Annotated in this window: 28 protein-coding genes; 15 read left to right on the top strand and 13 right to left on the bottom strand. The window is 63.7% G+C overall.

Features of this window, described 5'->3' with window-relative positions:
* Positions 1-75: 75 nt before the first annotated feature.
* Positions 76-801, top strand: coding sequence for a phosphoglycerol geranylgeranyltransferase (locus ACK3R5_RS02910; protein WP_411968021.1), 726 nt, complete (start codon positions 76-78; stop codon positions 799-801).
* Between the two features lie 123 nt (positions 802-924).
* Here ACK3R5_RS02910 and ACK3R5_RS02905 read toward each other — a convergent pair whose 3' ends face one another.
* The gene (locus ACK3R5_RS02905) at positions 925-1482 is read right to left on the bottom strand and encodes a cupin domain-containing protein (protein WP_411968020.1); all 558 of its coding nucleotides are present in this window, start codon (positions 1480-1482) and stop codon (positions 925-927) included.
* Positions 1483-1582: 100 nt separating this feature from the next.
* Here ACK3R5_RS02905 and aspS point away from each other — a divergent pair, with 100 nt between their 5' ends.
* Positions 1583-2887 (top strand): aspartate--tRNA(Asn) ligase, encoded by a 1305-nt coding sequence (gene aspS, locus ACK3R5_RS02900; protein ID WP_411965546.1) that lies wholly within the window; start codon positions 1583-1585, stop codon positions 2885-2887.
* Between the two features lie 108 nt (positions 2888-2995).
* Here the strand turns inward: aspS and ACK3R5_RS02895 are convergent, their stop codons facing one another.
* Positions 2996-3379: a hypothetical protein gene (locus ACK3R5_RS02895; protein WP_411968019.1), complete on the bottom strand. Its 384-nt coding sequence runs from the start codon at positions 3377-3379 to the stop codon at positions 2996-2998.
* 141 nt (positions 3380-3520) lie between these two features.
* On the bottom strand, positions 3521-3823 hold the full coding sequence (locus ACK3R5_RS02890; RefSeq protein WP_151134327.1) for a UPF0175 family protein: 303 nt from the start codon (positions 3821-3823) through the stop codon (positions 3521-3523).
* 120 nt (positions 3824-3943) lie between these two features.
* Between ACK3R5_RS02890 and ACK3R5_RS02885 the strand changes: the two genes are divergently transcribed.
* From ACK3R5_RS02885 to ACK3R5_RS02870, 4 genes are all read left to right on the top strand, one after another.
* Positions 3944-4357: an SHOCT domain-containing protein gene (locus ACK3R5_RS02885; RefSeq protein ID WP_411968018.1), complete on the top strand. Its 414-nt coding sequence runs from the start codon at positions 3944-3946 to the stop codon at positions 4355-4357.
* Positions 4358-4440: 83 nt separating this feature from the next.
* Positions 4441-5274, top strand: coding sequence for a pantoate kinase (locus tag ACK3R5_RS02880; protein WP_411968017.1), 834 nt, complete (start codon positions 4441-4443; stop codon positions 5272-5274).
* Between the two features lie 55 nt (positions 5275-5329).
* Positions 5330-6085, top strand: coding sequence for a 4-phosphopantoate--beta-alanine ligase (locus ACK3R5_RS02875; RefSeq protein ID WP_411968016.1), 756 nt, complete (start codon positions 5330-5332; stop codon positions 6083-6085).
* Between the two features lie 47 nt (positions 6086-6132).
* A complete protein-coding gene (locus tag ACK3R5_RS02870) occupies positions 6133-6612 on the top strand; it encodes a hypothetical protein (RefSeq protein ID WP_411968015.1) in 480 nt (159 codons plus the stop codon).
* A gap of 51 nt (positions 6613-6663) precedes the next feature.
* Here ACK3R5_RS02870 and ACK3R5_RS02865 read toward each other — a convergent pair whose 3' ends face one another.
* Complete coding sequence (locus ACK3R5_RS02865) at positions 6664-7737, bottom strand: molybdopterin-dependent oxidoreductase (protein WP_411968013.1); 1074 nt, start codon at positions 7735-7737, stop codon at positions 6664-6666.
* Positions 7738-7858: 121 nt separating this feature from the next.
* Between ACK3R5_RS02865 and ACK3R5_RS02860 the strand changes: the two genes are divergently transcribed.
* Positions 7859-8833 (top strand): LLM class flavin-dependent oxidoreductase, encoded by a 975-nt coding sequence (locus ACK3R5_RS02860; RefSeq protein ID WP_411968012.1) that lies wholly within the window; start codon positions 7859-7861, stop codon positions 8831-8833.
* Positions 8834-8927: 94 nt separating this feature from the next.
* Here the strand turns inward: ACK3R5_RS02860 and ACK3R5_RS02855 are convergent, their stop codons facing one another.
* A complete protein-coding gene (locus tag ACK3R5_RS02855; protein ID WP_411968011.1) occupies positions 8928-9905 on the bottom strand; it encodes a glutathione S-transferase family protein in 978 nt (325 codons plus the stop codon).
* A 271-nt stretch (positions 9906-10176) separates the two neighbouring features.
* Between ACK3R5_RS02855 and ACK3R5_RS02850 the strand changes: the two genes are divergently transcribed.
* The 3 genes from ACK3R5_RS02850 to ACK3R5_RS02840 are packed head-to-tail and all read left to right on the top strand — an operon-like array spanning position 10177 to position 13235.
* Positions 10177-11232 (top strand): thiamine pyrophosphate-dependent dehydrogenase E1 component subunit alpha, encoded by a 1056-nt coding sequence (locus ACK3R5_RS02850; RefSeq protein ID WP_411968010.1) that lies wholly within the window; start codon positions 10177-10179, stop codon positions 11230-11232.
* Positions 11229-12239 (top strand): alpha-ketoacid dehydrogenase subunit beta, encoded by a 1011-nt coding sequence (locus tag ACK3R5_RS02845; protein WP_411965536.1) that lies wholly within the window; start codon positions 11229-11231, stop codon positions 12237-12239. Before ACK3R5_RS02850 ends, ACK3R5_RS02845 begins: the two co-directional genes overlap by 4 nt.
* On the top strand, positions 12240-13235 hold the full coding sequence (locus tag ACK3R5_RS02840; protein WP_411968008.1) for an NAD(+)/NADH kinase: 996 nt from the start codon (positions 12240-12242) through the stop codon (positions 13233-13235).
* A gap of 7 nt (positions 13236-13242) precedes the next feature.
* On the opposite strand, the gene ACK3R5_RS02835 is transcribed toward ACK3R5_RS02840, so the two are convergent.
* The 5 genes from ACK3R5_RS02835 to ACK3R5_RS02815 are packed head-to-tail and all read right to left on the bottom strand — an operon-like array spanning position 13243 to position 17858.
* A complete protein-coding gene (locus ACK3R5_RS02835) occupies positions 13243-14838 on the bottom strand; it encodes a 2-oxo acid dehydrogenase subunit E2 (RefSeq protein WP_411968007.1) in 1596 nt (531 codons plus the stop codon).
* A gap of 51 nt (positions 14839-14889) precedes the next feature.
* Positions 14890-15573 carry a class I SAM-dependent methyltransferase gene (locus ACK3R5_RS02830; RefSeq protein ID WP_411968006.1) on the bottom strand — a complete coding sequence of 228 codons (684 nt, stop codon included), beginning with the start codon at positions 15571-15573 and terminating at the stop codon, positions 14890-14892.
* A complete protein-coding gene (locus tag ACK3R5_RS02825; protein WP_411965532.1) occupies positions 15573-16472 on the bottom strand; it encodes a thiamine-phosphate synthase family protein in 900 nt (299 codons plus the stop codon). Before ACK3R5_RS02825 ends, ACK3R5_RS02830 begins: the two co-directional genes overlap by 1 nt.
* A complete protein-coding gene (gene dcd / locus ACK3R5_RS02820; RefSeq protein ID WP_411965531.1) occupies positions 16469-17065 on the bottom strand; it encodes a dCTP deaminase in 597 nt (198 codons plus the stop codon). The genes ACK3R5_RS02825 and dcd overlap by 4 nt, the downstream gene beginning before the upstream one ends.
* 52 nt (positions 17066-17117) lie before the next feature.
* Positions 17118-17858, bottom strand: coding sequence for a Yip1 family protein (locus tag ACK3R5_RS02815; RefSeq protein ID WP_411968005.1), 741 nt, complete (start codon positions 17856-17858; stop codon positions 17118-17120).
* Positions 17859-17958: 100 nt separating this feature from the next.
* On the opposite strand from ACK3R5_RS02815, the gene pth2 reads away from it, so the two are divergent.
* Complete coding sequence (pth2, locus tag ACK3R5_RS02810; protein WP_411965529.1) at positions 17959-18297, top strand: peptidyl-tRNA hydrolase Pth2; 339 nt, start codon at positions 17959-17961, stop codon at positions 18295-18297.
* Complete coding sequence (gene truD / locus ACK3R5_RS02805) at positions 18297-19646, top strand: tRNA pseudouridine(13) synthase TruD (protein ID WP_411968004.1); 1350 nt, start codon at positions 18297-18299, stop codon at positions 19644-19646. Before pth2 ends, truD begins: the two co-directional genes overlap by 1 nt.
* A 36-nt stretch (positions 19647-19682) precedes the next feature.
* Here the strand turns inward: truD and ACK3R5_RS02800 are convergent, their stop codons facing one another.
* A complete protein-coding gene (locus tag ACK3R5_RS02800; RefSeq protein ID WP_411968003.1) occupies positions 19683-20495 on the bottom strand; it encodes a hypothetical protein in 813 nt (270 codons plus the stop codon).
* A 129-nt stretch (positions 20496-20624) separates the two neighbouring features.
* On the opposite strand from ACK3R5_RS02800, the gene ACK3R5_RS02795 reads away from it, so the two are divergent.
* The 3 genes from ACK3R5_RS02795 to ACK3R5_RS02785 all read left to right on the top strand — a co-directional run bounded on the left by ACK3R5_RS02795 (position 20625) and on the right by ACK3R5_RS02785 (position 24507).
* On the top strand, positions 20625-21350 hold the full coding sequence (locus ACK3R5_RS02795) for a DUF2103 domain-containing protein (RefSeq protein ID WP_411968002.1): 726 nt from the start codon (positions 20625-20627) through the stop codon (positions 21348-21350).
* Between the two features lie 234 nt (positions 21351-21584).
* On the top strand, positions 21585-22292 hold the full coding sequence (locus ACK3R5_RS02790) for a hypothetical protein (RefSeq protein WP_411968001.1): 708 nt from the start codon (positions 21585-21587) through the stop codon (positions 22290-22292).
* 31 nt (positions 22293-22323) lie between these two features.
* A complete protein-coding gene (locus ACK3R5_RS02785) occupies positions 22324-24507 on the top strand; it encodes an amino acid permease (protein WP_411968000.1) in 2184 nt (727 codons plus the stop codon).
* Between the two features lie 110 nt (positions 24508-24617).
* On the opposite strand, the gene ACK3R5_RS02780 is transcribed toward ACK3R5_RS02785, so the two are convergent.
* Together ACK3R5_RS02780 and ACK3R5_RS02775 are read right to left on the bottom strand one after the other, a co-directional pair.
* Positions 24618-24983: an ArsR family transcriptional regulator gene (locus ACK3R5_RS02780; RefSeq protein ID WP_411967999.1), complete on the bottom strand. Its 366-nt coding sequence runs from the start codon at positions 24981-24983 to the stop codon at positions 24618-24620.
* A gap of 178 nt (positions 24984-25161) precedes the next feature.
* Positions 25162-25647, bottom strand: coding sequence for an Lrp/AsnC family transcriptional regulator (locus ACK3R5_RS02775; protein WP_411967998.1), 486 nt, complete (start codon positions 25645-25647; stop codon positions 25162-25164).
* Positions 25648-25752 lie beyond the last annotated feature (105 nt).

The raw sequence follows: 25752 nt of genomic DNA, 5'->3' as shown, positions 1-25752 counted from the left end.
AATGTATCGTCTCGGCCACGTTTCGGCCCGATTCATCCGCACGCTTTTTAGGCCCCCTCCGGCATAGAGCGACCAATGAGTTATCCGTGGGAAGACTGGGACCACATCACCAAAATCGACCCAGACAAAGACCTGGTGGACGGAGAGACGTTCGAAGACGTGTGTGAGACGGGCACCGACGCGCTCGAAATCGGTGGAACGCTCGACATCACAGAAGAGAAGATGGAACGCGTCATCGCGGCCACCGCGAAGTACGACGTGCCCATCTATCAGGAACCGTCGAATCCCGGCGTCGTCATCGACCACGAGGGACTCGATGGCTACCTCATCCCGACGGTGTTCAACGCCAGTGACTCCTTCTGGATTACCGGCGCACACAAAGAGTGGGTCCGCATCGAAGATGGCCTCGACTGGGACCGCACCCACACCGAGGCGTACATCGTCATGAACCCCGACTCCTCTGTCGCCGAGTACACCGAGGCAGACACCGACCAGTCCGCCGAGGACGTGGCCTCGTTCGCTCGCGTCGCAGAGAAGATGTTCGGCCAGAAAATCATCTACATCGAGTACTCCGGGATGTACGGCGACCCAGAGAAGGTCGGCGCGGCACACGACGCGCTCGACGAGGCGACACTCTTCTACGGCGGCGGCATCCACGACTACGACACGGCCTACGAGATGGGCCAGAACGCCGACGTCGTCGTCGTCGGCAACCTCCTGCACGACAAGGGTGTCGATGCGGTCCGCGAGACGGTCGAAGGCGCGAAAGACGCGTCTGCGGAACTCGTCGGCGCGGAGTAACCCCACGGCGAGACGGACACGCTCTCACTCTCTCTTCTTGCTCCGTCGATTCGGTCGCTGCGCCCTGTGCGTCGGGAGTTGGTGGTCCCGGTTTCGTATATGAATCTCAGCACCGAGTCGAGACTACTCTTCGTCCGTCGGTTCGTCGTCCCAATAGCCGACTGTCGCGTCTCGCGGGAAGTAGCCGTGGAGTGTTCGGTCGCTCGACTCGCCACCGGGCGCAGACCCGCAGAAGACGCCGACTTTGTCGGAGTCTGGATAGACCGTCACGTCCGGGTGGTTCATCGTCGAGATGGCGAGATAGCGGAGTGGTTCGTCGCCGTCGTTTTCGACCTGCCGTACGTAGTCGGCACCCGCGGGCAACGTGACGTAGGTGTCGGCGAGGAGTTCGATATCGGCCGCCCCGTCGCGGGTGTGGAGCGTTCCGCTCCCGGAGAGGACGTAGAGGGCTTCTTCGTTGCCTTCGTGGTAGTGCGTCGGCCACGGCCGTTTCCCGGGCGGCACTTCGTAGAGCGAACAGCCGAGTTCTCGGCCACCGGCGGCCGAAGCGAGTTGCTTCCGCCGGAAGGCGAATCGACTGCCGCGTTGGGACTCGGTCCAGTCGAGGTCCTGTGTCTTGCTGGCGTGCGGTGCGTCGCGGGCGTCGTCGGCGTCGCGTTCGGAGGGTGAACCGGGAGCCATAGTCGAGTGCACGAACCCGACGGACAAAGTACCATGTTACCGCATGTCTCGCGGAGACGAAACGACCGTATTTATGGCGCACGGTCAGGAAACACGTCGTATGCGAAACCGAACGTACACGGCCGACGCCGAGCCGGGCGACACAGTCACCGTCGCCGGCTGGGTACACGAGATTCGTGACCTCGGCGGCATCGCGTTCCTGATTCTCCGGGACACCACCGGGAAGATTCAGGTCAAATTCGAGAAAGACGAGATGGACGACGAACTCGTCGAGACGGGACTCGGCGTCCACCGCGAGAGCGTCATCTCCGTCACGGGTGACGTCGCAGAGGAACCCCGTGCACCGACGGGCGTCGAAATCACACCCGAGAGCCTCGACGTCGTCGCCGAGGCCGACGCACAGCTTCCGCTCGACCCCTCCGGCAAAGTCGACGCCGAACTCTCGACGCGTCTCGACAACCGCACGCTCGACCTGCGCAAGGACGAAGTGAAGGCCATCTTCGAGATTCGCTCCGAAGTCCAGCGCGCCGTCCGCGAGAAGTTCCGTGACCTCCGCGCCACCGAAATCAACACGCCGAAAATAGTCGCCACGGGGACCGAAGGCGGCACCGAACTCTTCCCCATCACCTACTTCGGCAAAGAGGCGTTCATGAACCAGTCGCCGCAGCTGTTCAAGCAGCTGATGGTCGGTTCGGGTCTCGAACGCGTCTTCGAAGTCGGCCCCATCTTCCGCGCCGAAGAACACAACACGCCGCGGCACCTCAACGAGGCAACCTCCATCGACTTCGAGTCGGCGTTCATCGACCACACGGAAGCGATGGACGTGTGTGAGGCCGTCGTCAAGGCCGCCTACGACGCAGTCGAGGAGAACTGTCAGGACCAGCTCGAAGCACTCGACCTGCAGGACGAGTTCGAAGCGCCGTCCGGCGAGTTCCCGCGTCTCACCTACGAGGAAGCCATCCAGCGCATCAACGCGACGGGCAAGCTCGACGAGCAACTCGTCTGGGGCGACGACCTGCCGACCGAAGGCGAGAAAGCACTCGGCGAAGACGTCGGCACGCACTACTTCATCACCGACTGGCCGAGCGAAATCAAGCCGTTCTACATCAAGGACCACGACGACGACGAGACGCTCTCGACGGGCTTCGACATGATGCACCCGAACATGGAACTCGTCTCGGGTGGCCAGCGTGAACACCGCTACGACCACCTCGTCGCAGGCTTCGAACAGCAGGGTCTCGACCCCGACGCGTTCGAGTACTACACGAAGATGTTCAAGTACGGCATGCCTCCGCACGCAGGCTTCGGCCTCGGCGGCGAGCGTCTCATCATGACGATGCTCGGACTGGAGAACATTCGGGAAGCAGTTCTGTTCCCGCGAGACAGACAACGCCTGAGTCCGTAGACGAAGGCGTTTCTGGCGAGCGGGAGCAGCGAGCAAATCTTTGATTTGCGAGTGAGTTCCCACGCGACCGGCAGCGTCTGTCGCCGTAGGCGAGAAACTCGGACTCGACTATTCTTTCGCAGCCTCGTCGATGAGCCGATAGGCCGTCTCTCGCAGTTCACCGGTCATGTGCAACCCACGGGAGTCGATTCGGCGGATGAGGTCTTTCGCTTCTTCGGGGTCCATCCCCTCGTGAACGGCGCGAACGACGACACCGACGGTGCCAGTCACGGTCGCTCCGAAGCCTTCGGCGACGGTTCGGACGCGGCGGTCGTCGGAGACGATGGCGATGTCTTGGTCGTGGTTCCGAGCCCAAAGAACCGTTCCGATAAGTGCGACATCGCCGTTCACTTCGTCCTCGTTGAGGGCCTGCTTGGCTTGTGGTCGGTACTGGGTGAATACAGCGCGGTCACCGGCACGATACGCACCATCTCGACCTAGTAGAGAAGACACATTCGTCCACGCGGGTTCAGTATTCACCTCTTCGAGTACCTCTGTGGGGACTACGATATCACCGTCAAAATGTAACAACAACTCCAACTCCCCAACCGTTCCCAACGCTATCAGCGTCGATGCATCCACGTAGATATCCATCTACAAATCGAGTGCCGCGTCTGCTTCGCGTTCTACTTCCTCGGGCGACAACTGCGAGGTGAGGTTTCTATCTCGTGCAATTTCGAACCACTCTCCCAAACTCACACCCGCCAGACGTGCCGCTTGATTGAGTGAAACGTCGCCAGATTGGTATCGCTCGATAGCGACACGAATCCGCAGTTCTCGAAGTCCTTCTCCGAGTGCTTTCCGAATCACAGTGCTTCGGTCTTCGCCCAGCAGTTCAGCAACGTCCTCCAGTTCGTCTCGTTCGTCGTCGGGGATGCGGGCACTGATAGACGGCATTTGTATACATTGTATTACTGCGTATTCGTATTTGAACCTACGCACTGTCAGCGAAACAGTCGTTACCCCTCCACCGAGTTACACTACTATGCACGAGAGTGGTCACCGAAGGAGGTCAGCGTGAGCGACGCCGACCGAATCGTCGACGAAGACGACGACACGCCACTCGAACAGTTGGTCGCAGGGGTCGTCATCGGCCTCATCTTCCTCGTCGGGTTTGGCCTGCTCGCACTCGGAAACCCGTGGTTCTGGATAGCGTTTCCCGTCGGATTCGCCGGTGTCCTCCCTGCCGCACTCGCCCTCGTGAAACTCTACGAGTCACGCCGCGGCGACGACGACGCACCTCCATCGGAGACAGAAGACGCGTTGGAGACGCTCCGCAGACGGTACGCGTCTGGCGAACTCACAGAAGAGGAGTTCGAGGCGAAAGTCGAGCGACTGTTGGAGACGGAGACAGTTGCAGACGCTCGCAACACGGTTACCTCGCGTCGGGAACGCGAGTCTGAGACGAACGTCGATTTCGAACGCTCGTAACCCGGCAGACCCGTCGAAACGAGCAGTCACCCGAGAGCGACGAAACGCAACACCGTTAACCGACCCCCATCGTAGAAAGACCGATGAGCGACGACGCGACGGCTTTCGTCCCCGGTCACATTACGGGGTTTTTCAGCGCCCATCCCGACGATGACCCGGCAGTCGCCGGGTCGCGCGGTGCAGGCGTGACGCTCTCTCACGGCGTCACCGTGACAGTCGAACCGGCATCCGAGTCCACCGTCACGCTCGATGGCGAGGCAGTGGAGATGGAACCCGTCGCGAGCGTCCTGCAGAGTCTCGGCGTAACCGCCGCTGTCGAAGCGGAGAGCGAGTTACCGCTCGGCGCTGGATTCGGTGTCTCCGGAGCGATGGCACTCGGGACGGCACTCGCGTCCAACGCCGTCTTCTCGTGTGGCCGTTCGGAGAACGAACTCGTCACGGTGGCCCACGAGGCAGAGGTTCGAGCGGGGACTGGACTGGGCGACGTGGTGGCGCAGGCCCGTGGTGGGATGCCCATCCGCATCGACCCCGGTGCACCGCGACACGGATACATCGACGGGATTCCCGCACGCCCACGCATCGAGTACGTCACCTTCGGTGGCCTCTCGACGGCCGACATCATCGGTGGCGACACGAGCACACTCACCGCCGCCGGCGAGACGGCACTCGACGCACTCGCGGAAGAACCGACGGTGGACCGATTCCTCTCCGAGTCACGGCAGTTCGCACGCGACGCCGACCTGCTCACCGACCGCGTCGAGACGGCCATCGCAGACGTGCGAGACGCCGGGGGCGACGCGGCGATGGCGATGCTCGGCGAGACGGTGTTCGCCGTCGGAACTGGCCTGTCGGACGCCGGGTACGACCCCGAACGATGTTTCGTCCACCCCGCGGGGTCGACGCTCGACACCGCGTGAGTGCCGCGTCGGAGATGAGAAAACGTGTTACTCTCGGAGTGACGATGCACCAGCAATGAGCGACATCGAGATTCCGGAGAGTCACCCACGATACCAATCACTCCTCACTCGACACCGCATCGAGGAAGGCGTCGAGAAGGGTATCACGAGTCAGCAGGGCCTCATCGCACAGGGTCGTGGTGAAGCGTTCGACTACCTCCTCGGCGAGCGGACGATTCCGAGCGCCGACGACGCGGCGCGTGTCGCCGCCGCACACCTTCTCCTCGCAACCCACCCCGTCGTCTCCGTCAACGGGAACGTCGCTGCACTCTGTCCCGCCGAAATCGTCGAACTGGCAAACACGGTGGATGCGGACATCGAAGTGAACCTGTTCAACCGCACCGACGAGCGCATGCAGGCAATCGTCGACCACCTCCGAGAACACGGTGCCGACGAGGTGAAAGGACTGACCGCAGACGGCCGGATTCCGGGCATCGACCACGAACGCGCCAAAGTCGACGCAGACGGTATCGGCAGTGCCGACGTCGTCGTGGTCCCACTCGAAGACGGTGACCGCGCAGAAGCACTCGGCGCGATGGACAAGACCGAAATCGTCGTCGACCTCAACCCGATGTCCCGGTCTGCACGGGTCGCTACCGTCCCCATCGTAGACAACATCGTGCGTGCCGTGCCGAACATCACCGCTCACGCGCGAGAACTGGCGGACGCGTCCCGCGAGGAACTCGAAGCAATCGTCGCCGACTTCGACGCCGACGCCGCACTCGCCGACGCCGAACGTGTGATTCGGAGCGGGAGCGACGGAAGCGAGTGAAGACCACGTCAGAAACCTTATTAATATTACACGAATGAGGATTCGGTATGAACCGTCAGCGAATCCTCGCAGTCACCCTCGCACTCGCTGGGGCCGCCGCCGTCGCCGTCGGAATATATCAGGAGTTACTCCACGTCGCCCCAGGGTACGAGGGGATGATAGAGACCGGATGGAGTGGACGAATAAACCACGGGGAGAGACTACTTTCCCAACTCGGTGCCGTGGGCGTCGGCGGGACGCTTGCCGCCCTCCGCTGGAAGTACGCCGCAGTCGTCCCGCTTGGAGTCGGTGTCGTCGAACTCGGATACCCGATTCAGGCGGTTCTGCACTACGCTCGTGACCCGGGCCTCTACACGCAGGTTCAGAAGTACGACGGGTCGACGACGGAACTCGTCCTCGGTGCCGAACCGTTCTTGCTCGCCGCCGGGGGGCTCTGTTTCCTCGGTGCCGCCGTCTTCGCATGGCGACTGTCTCACCAGTCGCCGACGGCCGGTGACGTGCGGTCCCAGTCGGTGTCTCACCCGTAGCGACCCGACAGAGTGTCGGGGACGGTTCGAACCACGCAATCACTGTCCTCCTCATCCGAATCCACTGACCAACACCGCGAGCCACTGCGCCGGGTCACGGCGTCTGCGAACTTCGACTGTGTCTATCCACTTCACCCACTGGAAGCCGCGTCGATTCGGGGCGACGAGTCGAAGCGGCGCGCCGTGACCGTGTGAGAGGGATTCGCCGCCGACGTGCGTCGCGAGGAGCATCTCCGCTGCTTCCTCGATGGGGAACGACCATCGGAATCCCGTCACCGACCGAACCGTCACCCACCGTGCTGACGAGTGAACGTCGGCGCGTTCGAGGAGCGAACCGAGTTCGATACCGGTCCAGTCTTGTTCCGTGTACCACCCACTCGTACAGTCGAGGAGAACCGACTCGGTGCGGTCAGATTCGAGGTCCGAGACGTCGAGAGAGAACGGATTGTCGACCAGTCCCTCGACGGAGAGTCGCCACGAATCGGGGTCGATTGGGGCCGGGTCGTCGGCGACCCAACTCGTGACGGGGAACGACGCGTTACCGTCACCCGGTGGGAGGGGCCGAGAGCCGGTGAATCGGCGTTGGACGCCCTGTATCGACCCGATGGCCTCTGTGGCGCGATACGTGGCCGCACCGAAGACGAGGAGCGCTCCGTACTGGAGCGCCCGGCGACGGTCCGCGAAGTCCACCCGTCGTGGCGTGTGGAACCGCGAACGCAGGTGGACGAGGAGAATCGGCAGGACGAGCAGTCCGAACCCGATGTGGACGTTGAGGAGCGTCCAGAAGCCGAGGCGAACCTCGACGCCTGCGACCCACGCGATACCGGTCGCCAGTGCGGCGAGGGCGACGACGGCGAGGACCACCGAGGCGAGCGTATGCTTGTCGTGGAGACGCGAGTCGAGGACGCGGTGGCGGACGCGGTAGAGTTTGAATCCGACGAGCGCGACGAGGGAAACGCCGGCGACACCGTGGAGGAGGAACAAGAGAGCGTTGGCCGGATGGCCAGCCCCGAGGGTAATCACACCGGACACCGCCTCGAACACCACGAGAACGAATATCGACCAATCGACCGCTCTCGGCGGTGGTTCGAGTCGCCTGACCGTGCGGACGAACCGACTCGCCATGTGACAATGTAACAATCCTGGAGAGAAGTATCCGTCGCGAGGAGCGTCTCTACAATTCGCCCCGAGACACGTCGCCCTCCCCGGCGGAGTTGTTTTAGTTTCGTGGTCAGTCGGTGGGTGTATGCCGACCGGACTCCTCATCCCGGGCGATTACGACGACGTCGGGGGATTCGCCGAACGCGCGGAATCGCTCGGATACGACTGCCTCTGGACCCCCGAACTGTGGGGCCGAGACGCGTTCGTCGCGCTGACGATGGCCGCACACCGAACGGAGCGAATCGACCTCGGAACGGCCATCGTCAACGTCTACGGTCGCTCTCCAGCGACGCTTGCACAGGCCGCGGCAACGCTCGCAGACGTTGCAGACGGGCGGGTTCGACTCGGACTCGGGACGAGCACCGCCAAAGTGGTCGAAGACCTTCACGGCATGGCGTTCGACAACCCACCGCGACGACTCCACGAGACCATCGAACTCACCAAGGCGTTCCTCGGCGGCGACGGCCGGGTGAACTACGAAGGGAAACTGTTCTCCGTCGCCGACTTTCGGTCACTGGACCGCGAGATTCCGGTGTACGCTGCCGCCCTCGGTGCGTCGAATCGACGCGCGACCGGACGAGTCGCCGACGGGTGGTTACCGCACAACGTTCCGTTCGACCAGTTACCGGAGGCGTTCGAAACCATCGCGGAGACGGCCCGCCAGACGGGTCGGGACCCGGACGATATCACAGTCGCACCGTACGTCCCGTGTGCGGTCGGAGACGACACCGACGAGGCGTACGCGGCGATTCGGAACCATCTCGCGTACTACGTAGGGAGCAGTGACGGGTACGAGAACGCCGTCGCACAGTCGTTTCCGGACCTCGCACCCCGAATCGCCGACGACTGGCGCGAGGGGAACCGCGACGCGGCGCGAGAAGCCGTCAGCGACGAGATGATAGCGCAGTTGGCAATCTGTGGGTCGCCAGACGACGCCCGCGCGCAGTTCGAGGAACTGGCGGGGCGTGACGTCGTCGACGAGGTAATCGTCTCGATTCCAATCGGTGCGAGCGACACCCTCCGCGACGGGACTGTCGCCGAACTAGCGCCGAACCGGTAGCGGGGAAATACCGCCGAACCGGTAGCGGGGAAATACCGCCGAACCGGTAGCGGGGAAAACGACGGCGGGAGTGGCCGCCTCCAACTGGTCGAGTTCAGTCGTCTCCCGCGAGGACCGGCGGCAGGTCCGCCTCGAAGCGGCCTCTGTCGTGCGGTTCGGTGAAGTCGAGGTCCGGGCCGACGGCGAAGATTCGCTTCGGGTTGATGTCGCCGTGACTGACGAAGTAGTGGCGGACGATGTGGTCCACGTTGACCGTGTCTTCGACACCCGGCAGTTGGAAGACGTCCTTCGTGTAGTTCCAGAGGTTGTCGTACTCGTGGATGGCCTTCCGGTTGCACTTGAAGTGCGTGTGGTAGACGTGGTCGAACCGAATCAGCGTCGCGAACATCGCGATATCGGCCTCGGTGAACACGTCGCCCGCGAGGAAGCGCTGGTCGGCGAGGACGGACTCCCAGTGGTCGAGTGCGTCGAACAGTTCGCCGACGGCGTTCTCGTAGGCCTCCTGCGTCGTCGCGAAACCAGCCCGGTAGACGCCGTTGTTGACCGGTTCGTAGATTTCGTCGATGAGACGGTCCACCTCGTCTTCGTACCCGTCCGGGGTGAGGTCCACGTCGTTCTCGGCGAGTGGGTCGAACGCCTCGTTGAGCATCCGCATTATCTCGCGCGACTCGTTGTTGACGATGGTCTCGCGTTCTTTGTCCCAGAGGACGGGAACGGTGACGCGCCCGGTGAACTCGTCGTCGGCGCGGACGTAGATGTCGCGGAGGTACTCCTCGCCGTAGAGTGGGTCGGGGTAGGTTTCCGAAAACTCCCATCCGTCGTCGATACGGACGGGTTCGACAACCGACAGCGAGACGGCGTCTTCGAGTCCCTTCAGTGTCCGCGTCATCGCCGTGCGGTGTGCCCACGGACACGCCCGCGAGATGTAGAGGTGGTACCGACCCGACTCGACGGGGAACCGGTCGTCTTCGCCGACCCAGTTGCGGAACGTCGTCGTCTGTCGCTCGAACTCGCCGTCGTCGTTGTTGGCGTCGTACTCCGTCGTCCACTCGCCTTCGTAGAGCATGTTCATGCTACCACGACCTGTGGGGTTCGCATCACGCGTGGTTAGGGACTCACCGGTAAAAGGAGGCAGGCGACACCAGTGTAACCGGGTCACTGACCAGTCGAGGGGGGACCCGAGTTGGTTGACAACCGGATAATAGTATGTGGGAATGTTTGTTTTTATTGAATAAGTGATTTGAAATACTGGAATTGTGGCAAGTCATGTCAGGCATATGTGTATTATTCATGTTAGTTTTAGAAAAGGCAATAATAGTTCGTGTTAATTGTTGGGACACCACATGGTGGTAATAGACATAGAAACTGAGGATGGACAGAGAGAGGCACTCCGTCGGATGTTGACGATTCGGTCGTTCGACACGATGGCGGGAGAACTGTTCGCGGACGGAGAACTTCCGGGCTTCGTCCACCTCTACGTCGGTGAAGAAGCAGTCGGGGTCGGTGCGTGTTCGGCCCTCGAAGAGAACGACTACATCACGAGCACACACAGGGGCCACGGTCACTGTATCGCGAAGGGACTCGACCCGACGGTGATGATGTCGGAACTGTACGGCAAAGCAGACGGCTACTGTAACGGGAAAGGTGGGTCGATGCACATCGCGGACGTCGACGCCGGGATGCTCGGTGCGAACGGTATCGTCGGCGCTGGCCCACCGCTGGCGACAGGTGCGGCGCTCACGTCACACCTGAAGGGCGAAGACACAGTCGCTCTCGCGTTCTTCGGTGACGGCGCAGTCGCACAGGGGCAGGTCCACGAGGCAATCAACATCGCCGCGACGTGGGACCTGCCGGCAATCTTCGTCGTCGAGAACAACCAGTACGGTGAGGCGACGCCAGTCGAGAAACAGCACAACGTCCAGAACCTCAGCGAGACTGCCGAGGCGTACAACATCCCCGGGTTCACCGTCGACGGGATGGACGTGACCGCCGTCTTCGAAGCGGTGAAAGAAGCACGGAAGCGGGCCGCAGACGGACAGGGTCCGACCTTCATCGAAGCCGAGACGTATCGGTACCACGGCCACTTCGAAGGCGACCAGCAACCGTACCGGACGGAAGAGGACGTGAATATCTGGAAGGACCGCGACGCCATCGAGACGTTCAAAGGACGACTCGTCGAGGCGGGCGTCATCACCGAATCCGAGTTCGACGAGATGAAAGCCGAGATCGACGAGCAAATCGAGGACGCGGTTGCCGACGCGAAGGAGGCACCGTATCCAGACCCGAGTGAGGCCTACGAAGACATGTTCAACGCGACAGTACCGGAGATTAGTGAGTTCTCGACTCAGATGCGGGCCGACGGTGGCCGTGGGCGGACCGACGGGGGTGAGTCGAAATGAGCACCGAAACCAGTGCCGGGTCTGGCCCATCGAGCACCCAGGAGATGACCTTCCGAGAGGCGATTCGACTCGCGATGCGCGAGGAACTCGAACGCGACTCAGACGTGTTCGTCATGGGCGAAGACGTGGGCAAGTTCGGCGGCGTCTACGAAGTCACCGGTGACCTCGTCGAACAGTTCGGCGAGGACCGCATCCGCGACACGCCCATCAGCGAAGCGGGGTTCATGGGTGCCGCAGTCGGTGCGGCGGCGACGGGAAGCAGACCAATCGTCGAAATCATGTTCTCGGACTTCATCGGCGTCTGCTCCGAGCAGATTATCAACCAGATGGCGAAGAACCGGTACATGTTCGGCGGGAAGACGGAGATGCCCGTCACCGTCCGAACCACCGAAGGTGGCGGTAGTGGTGCCGCGAGTCAGCACTCCGGGACGCTCCACACGTGGTTCGCCCACTTCCCCGGAATCATGGCCGTCGCACCCGGAACGCCCGCCGCGGCGAAAGGCCTCCTGAAGACGGCTATCCGGTCCGAAGACCCAGTCATCTTCTTCGAGAACAAGCAGATATACGAAGAGAAAGGTGAGGTGCCGCTCGACGAGGACTTCACCCTCCCCATCGGGCAAGCGAGCGTCGAACGCGAGGGTGAGGACGTAACCGTCGTCGCCACCCAGCGCATGGTCGGCGAAACGCTCGAACTCGCCGAGCAACTCGACGGACAGACGAGCGTCGAAGTCATCGACCCCCGGTCACTCTACCCACTCGACACGGACACGCTCGTCGAGAGTGTGAAGAAGACCGGTCGACTCGTCGTCGCGGACGAGAGCCCACTGTCGTACGGGACCCACGCGGAAATCGGGATGCGAGTCATGGAGAACGCGTTCTTCAGTCTCGACGCGCCGATACAACGCGTGGGTGTCGCCGACGTGCACATCCCCTTCAGCCCCGCGCTCGAAGAGGAGGTTCTCCCGCACGCCTCGGACGTCGAAGCCGCAATCAACCGCATCGTATAAGTGGTGACGACAGTCGGCCTCGTCGTCAACCCGGCCGCCGGACGCGACATTCGGCGACTCACCGGCGGTGCCAGCGTCAGTAACAACTACGCGAAGCGGCGTACCGCAGGGTGTGTCCTCGCCGGCCTGACGCTGTGTGACGACGTGGAAGTGCTCGTCATGCCGGACAACGCCGGCCTCGCAGACCGCATCGTCGACGACGCCCCGTCGGATATCGACGTCAGTCTCCTGGAGATGCCGGTCAGCGCGTCTGCCCGCGACAGTCGCAACGCGGCCGAACACTTCGAATCGAACGCGGACGCGGTGGTCGTCCTCGGCGGCGACGGGACGACCCGTGACGTCGCCCAGACCATCGGCGACGTACCAGTCGTGAGCATCTCGACGGGGACGAACAACGTCGTTCCCACGCCAATCGACGGGACCGTCGCAGGTGAAGCAGCAGGCCTCGTCGCGAGTGGTGTCGTCCCTGCGGACGAGGCGACGATTCGCCACGGAACGATAGAAGTCGAAGTAGAGAAAGAAACCGGAACGAGCGAGATTACCGGTCTCGCGACGGTCGGTATCCTCGACCGGGCGTTCGTCGGAACACGGGCGATTCTCGACCCGGATGATATCGTCGGTGGTGTCGTCTCGCGGGCGTCGCCGGCAGAAATCGGTCTCTCCGGCATCGCCGGTGGACTGGTTACACACCGACCAGACGACCCGGGTGGGGTCGGGTTCCGACTCGACCGTGAGGACTCCGCCGGGACGCTCGTCCGCGGGATTACGGTTCCCGGGACGCTCTCGGAAGTCCACGTCGCGGACTACGAACTCCTCGACGACGGCGCGCCGTACACGTTCGAGATTCCTCGCGGCGTGGTCAGCGTCGACGGCGAACGCGAACACGAGGTCCGAAACGGCGTCGTCACGCTCCGGCCCGTCGCCGACGGCCCACGACTCGTCGAGATAACGTCGGTTCTCGAACGAGCGACCCGCGAAGGGTACTTCCGGGACTGACCCTCTTTTAGCGTCCACCCGCCGCGATGACGAGTGGCCACGGGTTCTCGACGTGTTCGACCAGACTCCCGAGGAATCGAGCGGCGTCCGCGCCGTCGACGATTCGGTGGTCGAACGAGAGCGAAAACGAGATACGTTTCCGAACGGCCACGTCGCCCTCGTCGGTCGGTACGACTTCGCGTCGAATCGTGTTGACGCCGAGGATGGCGACCTGTGGGGGGTTGATTATCGGGTCGAACGACTCGACGCCGAGCACCCCGAGGTTGGAGATAGTGAACGTGCCGCCGGTCAGGTCGTCCATCGTGAAGTCACCCGAGAGCGCTCGCTGCGTGACCGCTTGCCGTTCTGCCGCGAGTTCGGCGAGTGAGAGCGAATCCACGTCCCGAACCACCGGCGCGATGAGTCCTTCGTCGATGTCGACTGCGATACAGACGTTGTGGGCCTCGTGAAGCTGGTGGACGTCGTCTTCGAACGTCGCGTTGAACGCGGGGTACTCGTCGAGTGCCGCCGAGACGGCGAGCATGAGAACGTCGGAAATCGACACGTCGACGCCGAGTGCGTCGTCGGCGGCGGATGCGGCAGCGAGGAGTTCTTCTGCGTCCGCGCCCCGGTTGACAGTCACGTGGACGGACTCCCGGTAGCTTTCGCCCAGTCGGTCCGCGATGGTCCGACGCATCCCAGAGAGTGGTCGTTCCATCTCGACGGGTTCGGGTTCGGCCTCACCTGCCTCGCCACCCGATTCGGCCGCCGCGCGCACGTCCGATTCCGTGATGCGGCCGTTCTTTCCAGACCCAGTGACCCGTTCGATGTCGACACCGAGTTCACGGGCCAACCGGCGGGCACTGGGCGGCGCGAACACTCGTTTGCCTGCAGCACCCTCACTCGGTTCCTCGGCGGGTTCGCTCGGTGCCGACTCGGCCGCCGCTTCGACGTCGTCTTCGGTTATCGACCCCTGGTAGCCAGTCCCTTCGACTGTTGTCAGGTCGACGCCCAGTTCCTCGGCCACCTGTTTCGCTCGCGGCGAGGCACGAACCTCGCCCTGTTCGGCGGCGGGTTCGCTCGGTGCCGATTCGGCCGCCGCTTCGACGTCCTCCTCGGTTATCGACCCCTGGTAGCCAGTCCCCTCGACTGTCGTCAGGTCGACACCCAGTTCCTCGGCCACCTGTTTCGCTCGCGGAGAGGCACGAACGTCGCTCGCGTCCGTCTCCGACGCCGCCGATTTCTGTCGTGTGACCGCCGACTGCGACCCACTCGACGCCGCCGTGGTTTCGGGTTCCTCGGCGTCCGCTTCAGCAGTCTCGGCTTCCGACGCCGCTTCATCTGCTCCCCCACCTGCCTCTGCTTCCAGGTCGGAGATGTCTTCGTCTGCTTCGGCCACGATAGCGACAGACCCCCCGGGTGCTGTCGACTCACCTTCGGCGAGGAGCACCCGTCGCAGGACGCCGTCCTCTTTGGCCGAAATCTCGGCCGTCGTCTTCTCTGACTCGATTTCTGCGATTGGCTCTCCCTCGGTTACTGCCTCTCCTTCGCCGACGAGCCATACCGAGAGCTCCCCGGATTTCATCTCTAACCCCAGTTTGGGCATCTTGACAATGTAGGCCATGGCAGACATACACAATCAAACAGGAAATAGATGGGCATCGCCTCCACCCGGTCAGGAGACAGTCCCTGCCCGAATCCGCGCAAAGCCGAGTGCGTGCGTCGTCGCGCGAACGTCCACACACCGGGTTTCGAGTTCCCGGTGGGCCGCGACGAGACGGCCGTTCAGCATCTCGGTCGGTGACGCGCGCATCGTCCGCGTTCGCGGCGGGGCAGTCGCCCTGACGAGCGCCCGGAAGACCGGATTGAGGCGTCGCCACGACGAGTGTGTCGTCTCCGCGAGGTCCACGAGACAGAGTCTCCCGCCCGGCCCGACGAGGTCCGCCCACGACGAGACGACTGCGGCAGGGTCGTCGAACATTCCGGAGACGAACGTGGCGAGAACCGCGTCGGCGTCGGCCACGGGTGGTCGCGTCGCGTCGGCGCGGACGAGATGCACGTTTGGAGCGTCACCGACGCGGCGGCGGGCCACGTCGAGGACGCCCGGGGAGAAGTCGATGCCGACGACTGTTCCCTCGGGACCGACGCGTTCTGCGAGAGACTGGAGATTGGCACCGGTCCCACACCCCATCTCGACGACGGTGTCGCCCGGGTCGAGTCTCAGTGCGTCTGCTGCGTCCGTCCGGACGCGTCCGACACCCGGTGTCTGGCGTGCGATGGCGTCGTAGAGCACGGCCCACCGCGTATAGAACGACTGCGCGACTGCAGACGGAGACGGTGAGGCCGAGTCGGTGGACATCAGAGGAGTGTCCGGACCACGTCGGCGACAGTCGGCGCGTCGGGGCCGAGGATGTACGTAATCGGTTCGATTCCGTACCCACCGGACTGGTAGACGACGAACGTCTCGGGCAGGTCACGCCCTTCCAGCGTCGCCCGAACCGGGTCTGTCGGCGCGTCGGGGTCGAACTCGATGCACTCGTAGCCCGCCGCTTCGAGAGCCTCGACGACGCCGGCGTCGTAGACGACGTTGAGCGCCGCGTGAACGTCGACACCGGCGGCACGGGCGGACAGCAACACCCCCGCGACGTGTTCGCTGACGCCGAATTCGGGGTCGCCCGGAACCGCCGCCTGCCCCTTCACGTCGAAGATACGGCCGGGGATGGCGGCCACGTCGTCGATGTTGGTCGCGTCGGGGAGCGCTTCGACGAGGTTCGACCCGACGTTGGGGATGAGGCCGGCAAAGCCCGACGTGTTCGTGAGCATCCGCAGGCCACGGCGGACCGACGACCGAACCTGTTCGACCGTCCGCAGGTGCCCCTCTGGGTCGTGGATACTGTGGAATCCGTCGTAGGCGTCGAGTTCCGGCATCGCCGCTTCGTGCAGGTCCGACAATAGGTCGCCCTCTTCGAGTTGGCGGATGAGTACCTCCGCCTCGACGAGCGCCTGTACGGGGGTCATGTCGCCGGTTGCTAGTCCCTCGCCGACGCGAGCGACCAAATCGTGAACGCGTTCGTCGTCCGCGACGTGCTCGTTCATGCTGACCTCGCCGTGTGCGTACTTCGAGACGGCGCTCTGGCTAATCCCCAGTGCGTCGGCAACCTGCGCCTGTGTGAATCCGCGTTCGCGGAGGTCCTCGGCGAGCAGTGCCCTGAAGGTGGGGAGGAACGCGTCGACGACTATCTCCTCGATGAATCTCATTCGTCGTCAGGCGTCTTGTTGAACTCGGGGTCGGAGCCGATTCGAGAGGCTTGCGGCCCGCGCTGTCCCTGATACTTCGACCCGCGTTCTGCGCCGTAGGGGCGCTCTGCGGGCGACTTCATCTCCGTGAAGATGAGTTGCGAGATGCGCATGCCGGGCGTGAGTGCAACGGGTGCGGTCCCGAGGTTCGACAGTTCGAGCGTAATCTGCCCCTCGTATCCCGGGTCGACGATACCGGCGGTGGCGTGGATGACGACTGCGAGTCGCCCGAGCGACGACCGGCCTTCGACCGTCGCCAAGAGGTCCGGCGGAATCTCGACGCGCTCTTTGGTCGTCCCGAGGACGAAGTCGCCCGGGTGGAGGATGAAGTCCTCGCCTTCCGGGACGTGCGTCTCGCGGACGTATTTGGTCACTTCGTCTTCGCGGTTCGGGTGGATACACGAGATGTTCGTTCGCTGGAACTCCAGGAAGTCCGTGCCCAGTCGAAGGTCGACGCTCGCAGGCTGAACCTGCATGTCGATGTCGTCGATGGGGTCTACCACGAGGTCACCTCGTTCGAGGCGAGCGAGGATGTCTGCGTCCGAGAGTATCATTGTCGAAACGAGCGCGAGGAGGCAACGTAAATCCACCTTCTCTGAGTTCGGTCTACACGAGTTCGAAGAGCAGACCGACGACGCTCAGCCCCACCGTGACGATTGCCGCGTCGGCGACGTCGATGTCACGCCCGCGGGCGAGGCCGTAGGTTCTGACGTACGTCGCCCACGCGACGACAGCGAGCGTGACGAGACCGGTGACGAGGCCGAGTCCCGACAGCGCCGACTCCATGACTGCGACGGCGGCCTCTGGGTCGGATGGGAGCGACAACTCTCCGAGACGGGAGACGAGATAGGCCCCGACGACTAGCAGGCGGAGCATGCTGGGAACCATCCCCCAAGCGGTGACGACGAGCGTGTCGGTGAAGCGTCCCGCCCCGCCGACGAGCGAGGTTCCGAGGTGGAGAAGTACAGCCTCGATTACCCAGAACAACGGGACGAGCACCAACATCGACCACGGCACCCACGAGAGTTCCTGCCAGACGAGGTCACCGAGTCGCCGGTCGACGTGTTCTGGGACCGACGGGTCACAGCCCTCGGGTGGCGACATATCTTCGAACGCGCCGCCGTCTTCGTACTCGTCACAGGCCCACTCGGGGCGGTGGTCGGGGTTGTCGACCGACACCTGTTGGTCGAGTTGCTCGGTGAACGTCCAGAGGATACCGCCGACACCTGCGGTGAGGACGAGTGTCACGAGGCCGACGACGAGGAGGGCGCGGCCGAAACTGAACGGTGGCGTCCGCGACGCGAAGTATGCGCGCGGCTTCAACAGGGGAGTGCGGGGACCAGCCATCGGTCGAACGTCGGAGATGTCAAATAAATTTCTTTTGGCTTCCGGCGCGTCGACGCGCTGGATGGGAGGACATTTACCCCGTCGGCGGGGAGAACACGCCATGAAACAGGCCATCGTCGCCCGAGCGGACCTCGGCATGGGCCGAGGGAAACTCGCCGCGCAGGTCGCCCACGCCTCGCTGTCCGCCTACGAGGATACGGACACGCAGACGCGCAAGCGCTGGAAGGGGCAGGGACAGAAGAAAGTCGTCCTCAAAGCCAACGGTGAGTCGGCGCTGTTCGAACTCGCCGACAAGGCCGAACGCGCTGGCCTCCCGACGGCCATCATCCGCGACGCGGGGCACACGCAACTCGACCCCGGCACGGTGACGGCGCTCGCAGTCGGCCCCGGTGACGACGACGAAATCGACCGCGTGACGGGCCACCTCTCGCTGTACTGATGCGCGAGGCCCATCCGCTCGAACGTGCAGTCGGCATCGACTACTACGTGAGCGACGCCGACGGTGTCGGCGGGACGCTCAGAGTCACGCCAGAAGATTTCCGCGTTCGCGAACTCGAACTCGACTCGCTCAACATCCGGCCACCCGACGCTCCGACCGGTGATTTCCCGAACCTCGTCCTCCGCGTCACCCTCAGAGGGTGGGATACGAACGACTTCGCCGGCCGTCTCTCCGACGAACTCGGCGCGAGCAGAGAGCGCGTCTCGTGGGCCGGCACGAAGGACAAACACGCCGTGACGACCCAGTTGTTCACCGTCCACGGCGGCGACGCCGCAGACGTGCCGGACGTTCCGAACGCCGACATCGAAGTGGTCGGCCGACTCGGCCGCACGCTCGACTTCGGTGACCTCGCAGGGAACGGCTTCCGTATCCGCGTTCGCGAACCCGACAACCCGGAGAACGCGGCGGCCATCACCGACGCCCTCCACGACTTCGGCGGCCGAGACGACGTCGTCGGCGTCCCCAACTACTTCGGCCACCAGCGCTTCGGGAGCATCCGCCCAATCACGCACAAAGTCGGGTTGCACGTCGTCCGTGGCGAGTGGCGCGAGGCAGTCCTCGCGTACTGTGGCGGCCCCACCGAGGACGAACCCGAAGAGACGCAAGCGGGACGCACCATCGTAGACGAAGAGGCGGCCTCCGCGGACCCGGACTGGCATCGCGCGCTCGACGCGATTCCGGGGTACCTCGGGTACGAGCGCGGCATGCTCCACCGCCTCGCCGAAGACGGCGCAGAGACCGACGACGACTGGCGCAACGCACTGGAGTCGGTTCCGTCGAACCTCCAGCGACTCTTCGTCAACGCCGCGCAGTCGTACGTCTTCAACCGCATCCTCTCGGAACGTCTCGACCGTGGAATTCCGTTCGACGAACCCGTCGAAGGCGACGTCGTCTGCTTCGCCGACCGGGACGCTCCCGAGGGACTCGAACTCCCCGACGTGAGTCGCCTGCAGTCTGCGACTGGCCGTCGCGTCGACGTGATGAGCCGTCACATCGAACGTGGTCGGGCTTTCGTCACCGCGCCGCTGGTCGGAACCGAGACGGAACTCGCAGACGGTGAACAAGGAGAAATCGAACGCGAGATTCTGGACGAACTCGCCCTCGAACCGGGGGATTTCGACCTACCCGGTAACTTCCGGTCGACCGGAACGCGACGTGCGATTCTCGTTCGCACCGACCTCACGCTCGACGACGACGACGGACTCGTCGTCGACTTCGCGCTCCCACACGGGTCGTACGCGACGGCCGTGATGCGCGAATACCTCAAAACTGGGCCGCTGGACCTCTAAGGGCGAGGGCCAGATAGTCGCGCCGGGGTCGCTCTCTTACTGTTCTGCCGTTCGAGCGCTGGCGCTACTGGTTGGCGACTGCCGCGCGTCTCCTTTGCGGGTCGTCGCGTAGCCAATCGCGGCGAAGGGAAGCGACAGCGCCGTCGCGACGAGCGCGAATCCGACGGCGAGTGCGACTGTCCAGAGGTGGAACCCAGACGCCTCGGCCGCCGGGGGGAAGTACAACCAGACTGGGACGGCGAAGGCCACCGTCGAGACGGCCGCACCGAGACGGTGTCGCCCGCGCGCACTCGCGACGCCGAGTGCGTACCCCACGGCAAGCGGAAGCGCGAGCGACGCGGTGCGTGCGACAGATGCCCCGACGAATGCGTAGGCGACACCCGCACCGAGTGCGATTGGTGCCATCGCGTACAGCGACCCCGTGACGACGCCGTCGGTGTCCGAGCGCCCCGCGAAGATGGCACCGGCGGCGGCGAGGAAGACGACACCCGTCCCGACGACGACGACGGGCCTATCGCGGGCGAAGACGGCGACGAGTGGGATGCCTGCGGAGGCGACGAGCGCGAACACGAGTTCGGCAGTCGTCCGCGTCTCGTCGGGGTCGCTGGCGACGGCGAACGCACTGAAACTCCCGGCGGCAAGCCACGCGAAGATAGCGAACAGTGCCGTCGAGATGGGTGCGGCACGGCGGAGATACGACACGATACCGAGGACGGTTTCGACCGCCGACCGGCCGAGTTCGGTCGCCAGACGAACAGTCGTCTCCGGGTCGAGGGCGAGGGCGACGAGTCCCACGAACCCGGTGAGGGCGAGCGGAGAGAGAGACGCGAGAAGGGCGCGACGGCGCATACGATGGACTCACGGAGGGGCCACCAATAGTTTTCGCCACGGCCATCGGGACATCCTCACACCCGTCTCCCGCACCGACCGACTCCCGATATAAACGGCCTTTTGTACGCGCACATCTGAAGCGTCGGTATGCAATGCCGGCGGTGTGGAAATCCGTTAGACAAACCCGGAGACTACTGTCTGACCTGTAACACCGCCAACTGTGACGTCGTCGTCGTCGTCTTCGAACCGGACCGCGCGACGCTGACCTTCCTCGACGAAGACGACGTCGTCGGCGAGACGACGGTGACGACCATCCCCGAGACTGACGGCGACTCCAGAATCGTTCAGGTGCGAAACTTCGCGGGCCTCGTCGCCGACGAGATTCGACGAAAGCGTCCGGAGACGGTGTACGCCGCCGGCGAGCGTGCTCCCCTCCGCGAGACGCGCGCGCAACTCCACTACGAGTTCTACCGCGTCACCGAAACCGACCCCGTACAGGCCGTCCTCGAACGCCGGGGTGAACGAGCGCTCGAAGTCGTCGACATCCCACCGGCAGAGAAACTCGGCGGCAGCCACACGACGCTCATCGGCGGCCGAAAAGGCAGGCGAGCGATTGGCGTCGTCGCCGGGCACCCGCACGTGAAGAAAGTCATCCCCGGCCCCATCGACGCCAGCGGAACCGGGTCGCGGACGGGACTCCGGGCGAAAGTCACCCGGGCCGACGACAACGGCAACGTGAGACTCCTCTTGCGCGACGGGTCGAGCGTGCAGGAGAATCGCATCGTCACGACGGCGATGAACCGTGAGACGGGCGAACGCGTCCGCGACGACCTGAACGATGCGCTCCGCGAAGAGGAGTTACAGGACGGGTAGCGCCAACGGCCGACAGGAGTGGCGTGACACAGACAGGGGGTGGATGCAGCGACCCGGTTGAGTTCGTTTCAGCGATGAGAGAGCAGGAAGCACGGGGACAGCCATTCGACGTGGACCGAGGTCTCCCGTTCGACGGTTCGGACCGTTCGTCCCCGGAGCGTGGTCGACTCCGGTGTTCGGAGATACCTGCAAATCCCGCGAAGGATTGAAACGCTCCGGGCGGGATGTGACACTATGACACGTATCGACGAACTGAGGATTCTCGTTCCGGTCGATGTCTCGGGGACGGAGCAGCCACTCCTCGACGTCATCGACCATCTCGGTGCCGTCGAGGTGGTTTTACTCGGGTACTTCCCGGTTCCGGACCAGGCCGAACCAGCACTGCTCAGGGACCAGTACGGCCCCGAGGCCACCGACCGCCTGGACGCAGTCGCCGCCGAGCACGGTGGTCCCGCCGAGGTACTCGTCTTCACGCACGACCGTGAGGCCACTATCGACCGCATCGCAGACGAGTACGACTGCGACGCGGTGCTGACGGCCGGACGTTCGACGGTCGTCGACCGCGTCCTCGTCCCACTTCGCGGAGACGTGAACCTCGACCGAATCCTTGCAGTCGTCGCCGACCTGCTGCTCGCGGGCAACGAGACGGCCACCCTCTTCCACTCGGTCGCAGAGGACGCCGACCCAACCCAGGGTGAGTTACTCCTCATGGGCGCCGTCGACCGCCTCGTCGAGTACGGAGTCGACCGCGACAGGGTCGACTGGCGGCTCTCGGAAGGCGGTGACCCACAGACCGACATCGTCGAACTCGGAGCGGAGTACGACCTCGTCGTCCTCGGTGAGACCGACCCTTCGCTCCGCGAGCGTATCATCGGGGACGTCCTCTCGGCCATCGTCGACGCGCTCGACGTCCCGTCGCTCATCGTGAGGGATAACGAGTGAACCCACACGCCACGAAGTGGAGGAGAGACAGATGAACGCCGATGAGGGTGAACTCGAACGGACGCTCGGATTCATCGAGGCGATGACGCTCGGCGGGGGGACGATGATCGGTGCAGGGATATTCATCCTCCCAGGCATCGCCGCCGAAACCGCCGGCCCCGCGAGTTCGGTCTCCTACGCTATCGCTGGCTTCGTCGCGCTGCTCGCAGCACTCTCGCTTTCCGAGCTGGCGACCGGGATGCCCATCGCTGGCGGGAGCTATCACTACGTCAATCGCGCGCTCGGCGGACTCTTCGGGGCCGTCGTCGGGTGGGGGATGTGGACGGGATTGATGTTCGCGAGCGCGTTCTACATGATTGGCTTCGGGCAGTATCTCGTCGAACCGATTCCGTTCCTCGACGGACGGGTCTTCATCGTCGCCCTCGGGCTCGTCGGCCTCGTCCTCCTCCTCGGGGTCAATTACTACGGCACCGAGGAGTCGAGTGCCTTCCAGAACGTCACCATCGGGGTCGAGACTGCCATCATCCTCGTCTTCGTCGCGGTTGGCGTGTTCTTCATCGACCCGGGGAACCTCGAACCGTTCGCCCCCTTCGGGCCCGGTGGTGTCATCGCCACGACTGGCATCGTCTTCATCTCGTTCCTCGGCTTCGAAATCATCGCCACCGTCGCGGGCGAAATCAAGAATCCCAGTCGAATCATCCCGCTGTCGATGATTCTCTCGGTGGTGCTGGTGACCATCCTCTACGTCCTCGTCATGCTCGTCAGCACCGGCGTGATTCCCTTCGAGTCGCTCGGCGACTCTCCCATCCCGGTTTCGGACGTGGCCGTCACCTACCTGGGTCCGGCGGGGGTCGTCGCAATCGTCTTCGCCGCCATCATCGCGGCGATATCGAGCTCGAACTCCTCGATACTCGCGGCCTCACGGGTCATCTACGCCATGGGCAGAGACGGGGTCGTGACCGACTGGTTCAACGTGAGTCACCCTCGGTTCTACACGCCCCATCGAGCCATCGCGGTCACTGGCGTCGTGACGGCGCTGTTGATTCTCGTCGGCCTCGAAGTGGAGACTATCATCGCGCTGCTGGCAGAGGCGGCGAGTTTCAGCTTCCTCGTCGCGTACTCGCTCGTCCACATCTCGCTCGTCGTCTTCCGGCGGGCCGACCCGGACGGCTACGACCCTTCCTTTGCGCTCCCACGACCCCTCTATCCGGTCGTCCCGATACTGGGGGTGGTGTTGTCGCTCCTCGTCGTCTCGCAGATGGCGACTTTCGTCATCGTCATCGGGTCGGGCATCGTCGCCTTCGGGGTCGTCTGGTACGCGACCTACACACGAGGGCGCGTCGTGAGCGAAGGGCTCCTCAACGAAGCGATTCGAGGGAAACCAGCCGAACCGTTCCGCGTGGTCGTTCCGGTGGCGAACCCGGCGACACAGCGCGGCCTCCTCCGTCTGGCGGCGGCCAGCGCGCACGCCAACGAGGACCGGGGGACGCCCGAACTCGTCGCTGTCAACGTCACGCCGGTCGCACACCCCTCACCGTTTCAGAACGTCGAGGCCGACCGGTTCGAGCATCAGCGCGAACTTCTCGAGAGCGCCCACGACATCGCGGCCGAGATGGACGTCACCCTCCGGACCAGAACGGTCGTCGCTCCCGACGTCGGAGAGGCGATACTCGACGTGCTCGAAGACGAGGAAGCCGACGAGGCCATCCTCGGCTGGGACGGGACGCTCGAACGCGACGGCCACGTCTTCGGCGCGACGGTCGACCCGGTGGTTCGGAACGCGAGCTGTGACGTCTCACTCGTCACGCTCAGAAACGAGACCATCGGGACGCCGGTGGCACTCATCGCCCCTGGCCACAACGCGCCGGTCGTTGCCCACCAAGCGGCCGAGTTTGCGACCGTCGACGGGACCGTCCCGACCCTGCTGAACGTCCAGTCCCCCCGAGGGGAGAGCGACTCGGACGCCGAGGAACGGGGGCGGTCGGTCGTCGTCGACGCCGCCGAGGCGGCGGGACTCGACCCAGACGAGTACGACGTCCAGGTCGTCGTCGCCGACGATATCGGGCCAGCAATCGTCGAAGCGGCCAGTCAGTACGACACCGTCTGCGTCGGTCTCTCGGGGCGGACCGAGGGGTCCCGAACACCCTTCGGAACTGTCACCGAACGAGTCGTGCACGACGTCCCGAGTAACGTCGCCCTGATACGCGGTTCGTGAGCGGCCCCGGCGGTCCGCTCCATGACTCTCACCAGCGGTTCACAGTTCTTCAAACTCACACTCCACGCAATCCCCGAATCCATCGAGTGCGTTGCCGGCCACCTCGGACGTCAGGGCCAGGTGCCGGGGAGCGCATCCGGGTGCGCTGTGAGGAGTTCGAGGGCCGGTTCGATGGCTTCGAAGTCCCGCCCCCGACGAATCGTATCGGTGGTTTGGTCCCACTCGAGATATCCCTCGGCCTCGAGCTTGGGCAGATGGACGTGATGGAGTTCGATGCGGATTCGTTCTTCTTCCCTTCCACCCTCCCGTGACCCGAGACAGACCTGCGTGACTGCATCGACGGTTCGTGGATTCGCGGCGGCGAGCAGAACCAAGATTTGCCGGCGATGGTGGTGACTGAGAAGAGCGAACAGTTGGTCGAGTGACTCACGGTCCGAACGTGCGGTATGAGGTCCCCCAGAGATGTTTGAGGTCATGGTCAGATTCCAGGACGGGCGTGGTTTCCCTCCCGATTCACTCGTGGCAAGAGGAGAAAGGAAGAACAATGATATAACCGTTGTGTGGATTGATGTTTTCAACAATTCTATCCAGCAAACCCGCACATTTGAAAGACAAAAATGCGAAGTTCACAATCATATAATTATAACATCACGTTCAATCTGAAGGAAAGTCGGGCGTCTGGAATTCGAATTCTGCCCAGGGCCGGACGCGGTGGCTCGTGATAATCTCCGAGGAGAGCACCTCGAGTTCCATGGCCGCGAGCTCGTTCGTGATGGTCGTAAGGTTACGAGTGTCAGTCGCGACGACTTCGATGTAAAGATTGCGCGTGCTGGTGAGCATCTCTCTGACGTCGATGACCCCCTGTACCTCGATTGCCGCGGCGGCCAACTGTTCGCGCTCCAGCGGGTTAGCGTTGCAGACGAACAGCACGTGGAGCGGGAAGTTCGAGAGCTCGTAGTTGATTTTAGGGTAGTAACCCTCTATAATTCCGACCTCTTCGAGTTTCTCGATTCGATTGCGGACGGTGCTGGCGGATACCTCGACCTCGTCGGCAATCTCGGCGGTGGTGGTATTTCGGGCGTCGCGCTGGAGCGCGTAGAGGATACCGTGGTCGATGTTATCGAGTGAGAAACTGTTCACACCCCAATGAGGGTCTCTGGAACTATAATCCTCAGCCGAGGTAGTGAGCTGAGCACGGAGCGATTCGAAGGTGCTCAATACGCGCCCGCTATTCAGCACGACTTC

It is taken from the genome of Haloferax sp. YSSS75 (assembly GCF_046764215.1).
In the GTDB taxonomy this organism is placed as follows: Archaea; Halobacteriota; Halobacteria; order Halobacteriales; family Haloferacaceae; genus Haloferax.
This window is presented reverse-complemented; position numbering and strand designations above follow the sequence as displayed.

Excerpts from the sequence above, each read along its gene's own strand:
- ACK3R5_RS02790 (WP_411968001.1), top strand. The coding sequence starts at position 21,585 with ATGACACGTATCGACGAACTGAGGATTCTCGTTCCGGTCGATGTCTCG.
- ACK3R5_RS02880 (WP_411968017.1), top strand. The coding sequence starts at position 4,441 with ATGAGCGACGACGCGACGGCTTTCGTCCCCGGTCACATTACGGGGTTT.
- ACK3R5_RS02780 (WP_411967999.1), bottom strand. The coding sequence starts at position 24,983 with ATGACCTCAAACATCTCTGGGGGACCTCATACCGCACGTTCGGACCGT.
- ACK3R5_RS02865 (WP_411968013.1), bottom strand. The coding sequence starts at position 7,737 with ATGGCGAGTCGGTTCGTCCGCACGGTCAGGCGACTCGAACCACCGCCG.
- ACK3R5_RS02890 (WP_151134327.1), bottom strand. The coding sequence starts at position 3,823 with ATGCCGTCTATCAGTGCCCGCATCCCCGACGACGAACGAGACGAACTG.
- ACK3R5_RS02785 (WP_411968000.1), top strand. The coding sequence starts at position 22,324 with ATGAACGCCGATGAGGGTGAACTCGAACGGACGCTCGGATTCATCGAG.
- ACK3R5_RS02815 (WP_411968005.1), bottom strand. The coding sequence starts at position 17,858 with ATGGCTGGTCCCCGCACTCCCCTGTTGAAGCCGCGCGCATACTTCGCG.
- ACK3R5_RS02850 (WP_411968010.1), top strand. The coding sequence starts at position 10,177 with ATGGTGGTAATAGACATAGAAACTGAGGATGGACAGAGAGAGGCACTC.
- ACK3R5_RS02830 (WP_411968006.1), bottom strand. The coding sequence starts at position 15,573 with ATGTCCACCGACTCGGCCTCACCGTCTCCGTCTGCAGTCGCGCAGTCG.
- aspS (WP_411965546.1), top strand. The coding sequence starts at position 1,583 with ATGCGAAACCGAACGTACACGGCCGACGCCGAGCCGGGCGACACAGTC.
- ACK3R5_RS02875 (WP_411968016.1), top strand. The coding sequence starts at position 5,330 with ATGAGCGACATCGAGATTCCGGAGAGTCACCCACGATACCAATCACTC.
- ACK3R5_RS02870 (WP_411968015.1), top strand. The coding sequence starts at position 6,133 with ATGAACCGTCAGCGAATCCTCGCAGTCACCCTCGCACTCGCTGGGGCC.
- ACK3R5_RS02855 (WP_411968011.1), bottom strand. The coding sequence starts at position 9,905 with ATGAACATGCTCTACGAAGGCGAGTGGACGACGGAGTACGACGCCAAC.
- ACK3R5_RS02795 (WP_411968002.1), top strand. The coding sequence starts at position 20,625 with ATGCAATGCCGGCGGTGTGGAAATCCGTTAGACAAACCCGGAGACTAC.
- pth2 (WP_411965529.1), top strand. The coding sequence starts at position 17,959 with ATGAAACAGGCCATCGTCGCCCGAGCGGACCTCGGCATGGGCCGAGGG.
- ACK3R5_RS02905 (WP_411968020.1), bottom strand. The coding sequence starts at position 1,482 with ATGGCTCCCGGTTCACCCTCCGAACGCGACGCCGACGACGCCCGCGAC.
- ACK3R5_RS02845 (WP_411965536.1), top strand. The coding sequence starts at position 11,229 with ATGAGCACCGAAACCAGTGCCGGGTCTGGCCCATCGAGCACCCAGGAG.
- ACK3R5_RS02800 (WP_411968003.1), bottom strand. The coding sequence starts at position 20,495 with ATGCGCCGTCGCGCCCTTCTCGCGTCTCTCTCTCCGCTCGCCCTCACC.
- truD (WP_411968004.1), top strand. The coding sequence starts at position 18,297 with ATGCGCGAGGCCCATCCGCTCGAACGTGCAGTCGGCATCGACTACTAC.
- ACK3R5_RS02825 (WP_411965532.1), bottom strand. The coding sequence starts at position 16,472 with ATGAGATTCATCGAGGAGATAGTCGTCGACGCGTTCCTCCCCACCTTC.
- ACK3R5_RS02835 (WP_411968007.1), bottom strand. The coding sequence starts at position 14,838 with ATGGCCTACATTGTCAAGATGCCCAAACTGGGGTTAGAGATGAAATCC.
- dcd (WP_411965531.1), bottom strand. The coding sequence starts at position 17,065 with ATGATACTCTCGGACGCAGACATCCTCGCTCGCCTCGAACGAGGTGAC.
- ACK3R5_RS02860 (WP_411968012.1), top strand. The coding sequence starts at position 7,859 with ATGCCGACCGGACTCCTCATCCCGGGCGATTACGACGACGTCGGGGGA.
- ACK3R5_RS02910 (WP_411968021.1), top strand. The coding sequence starts at position 76 with ATGAGTTATCCGTGGGAAGACTGGGACCACATCACCAAAATCGACCCA.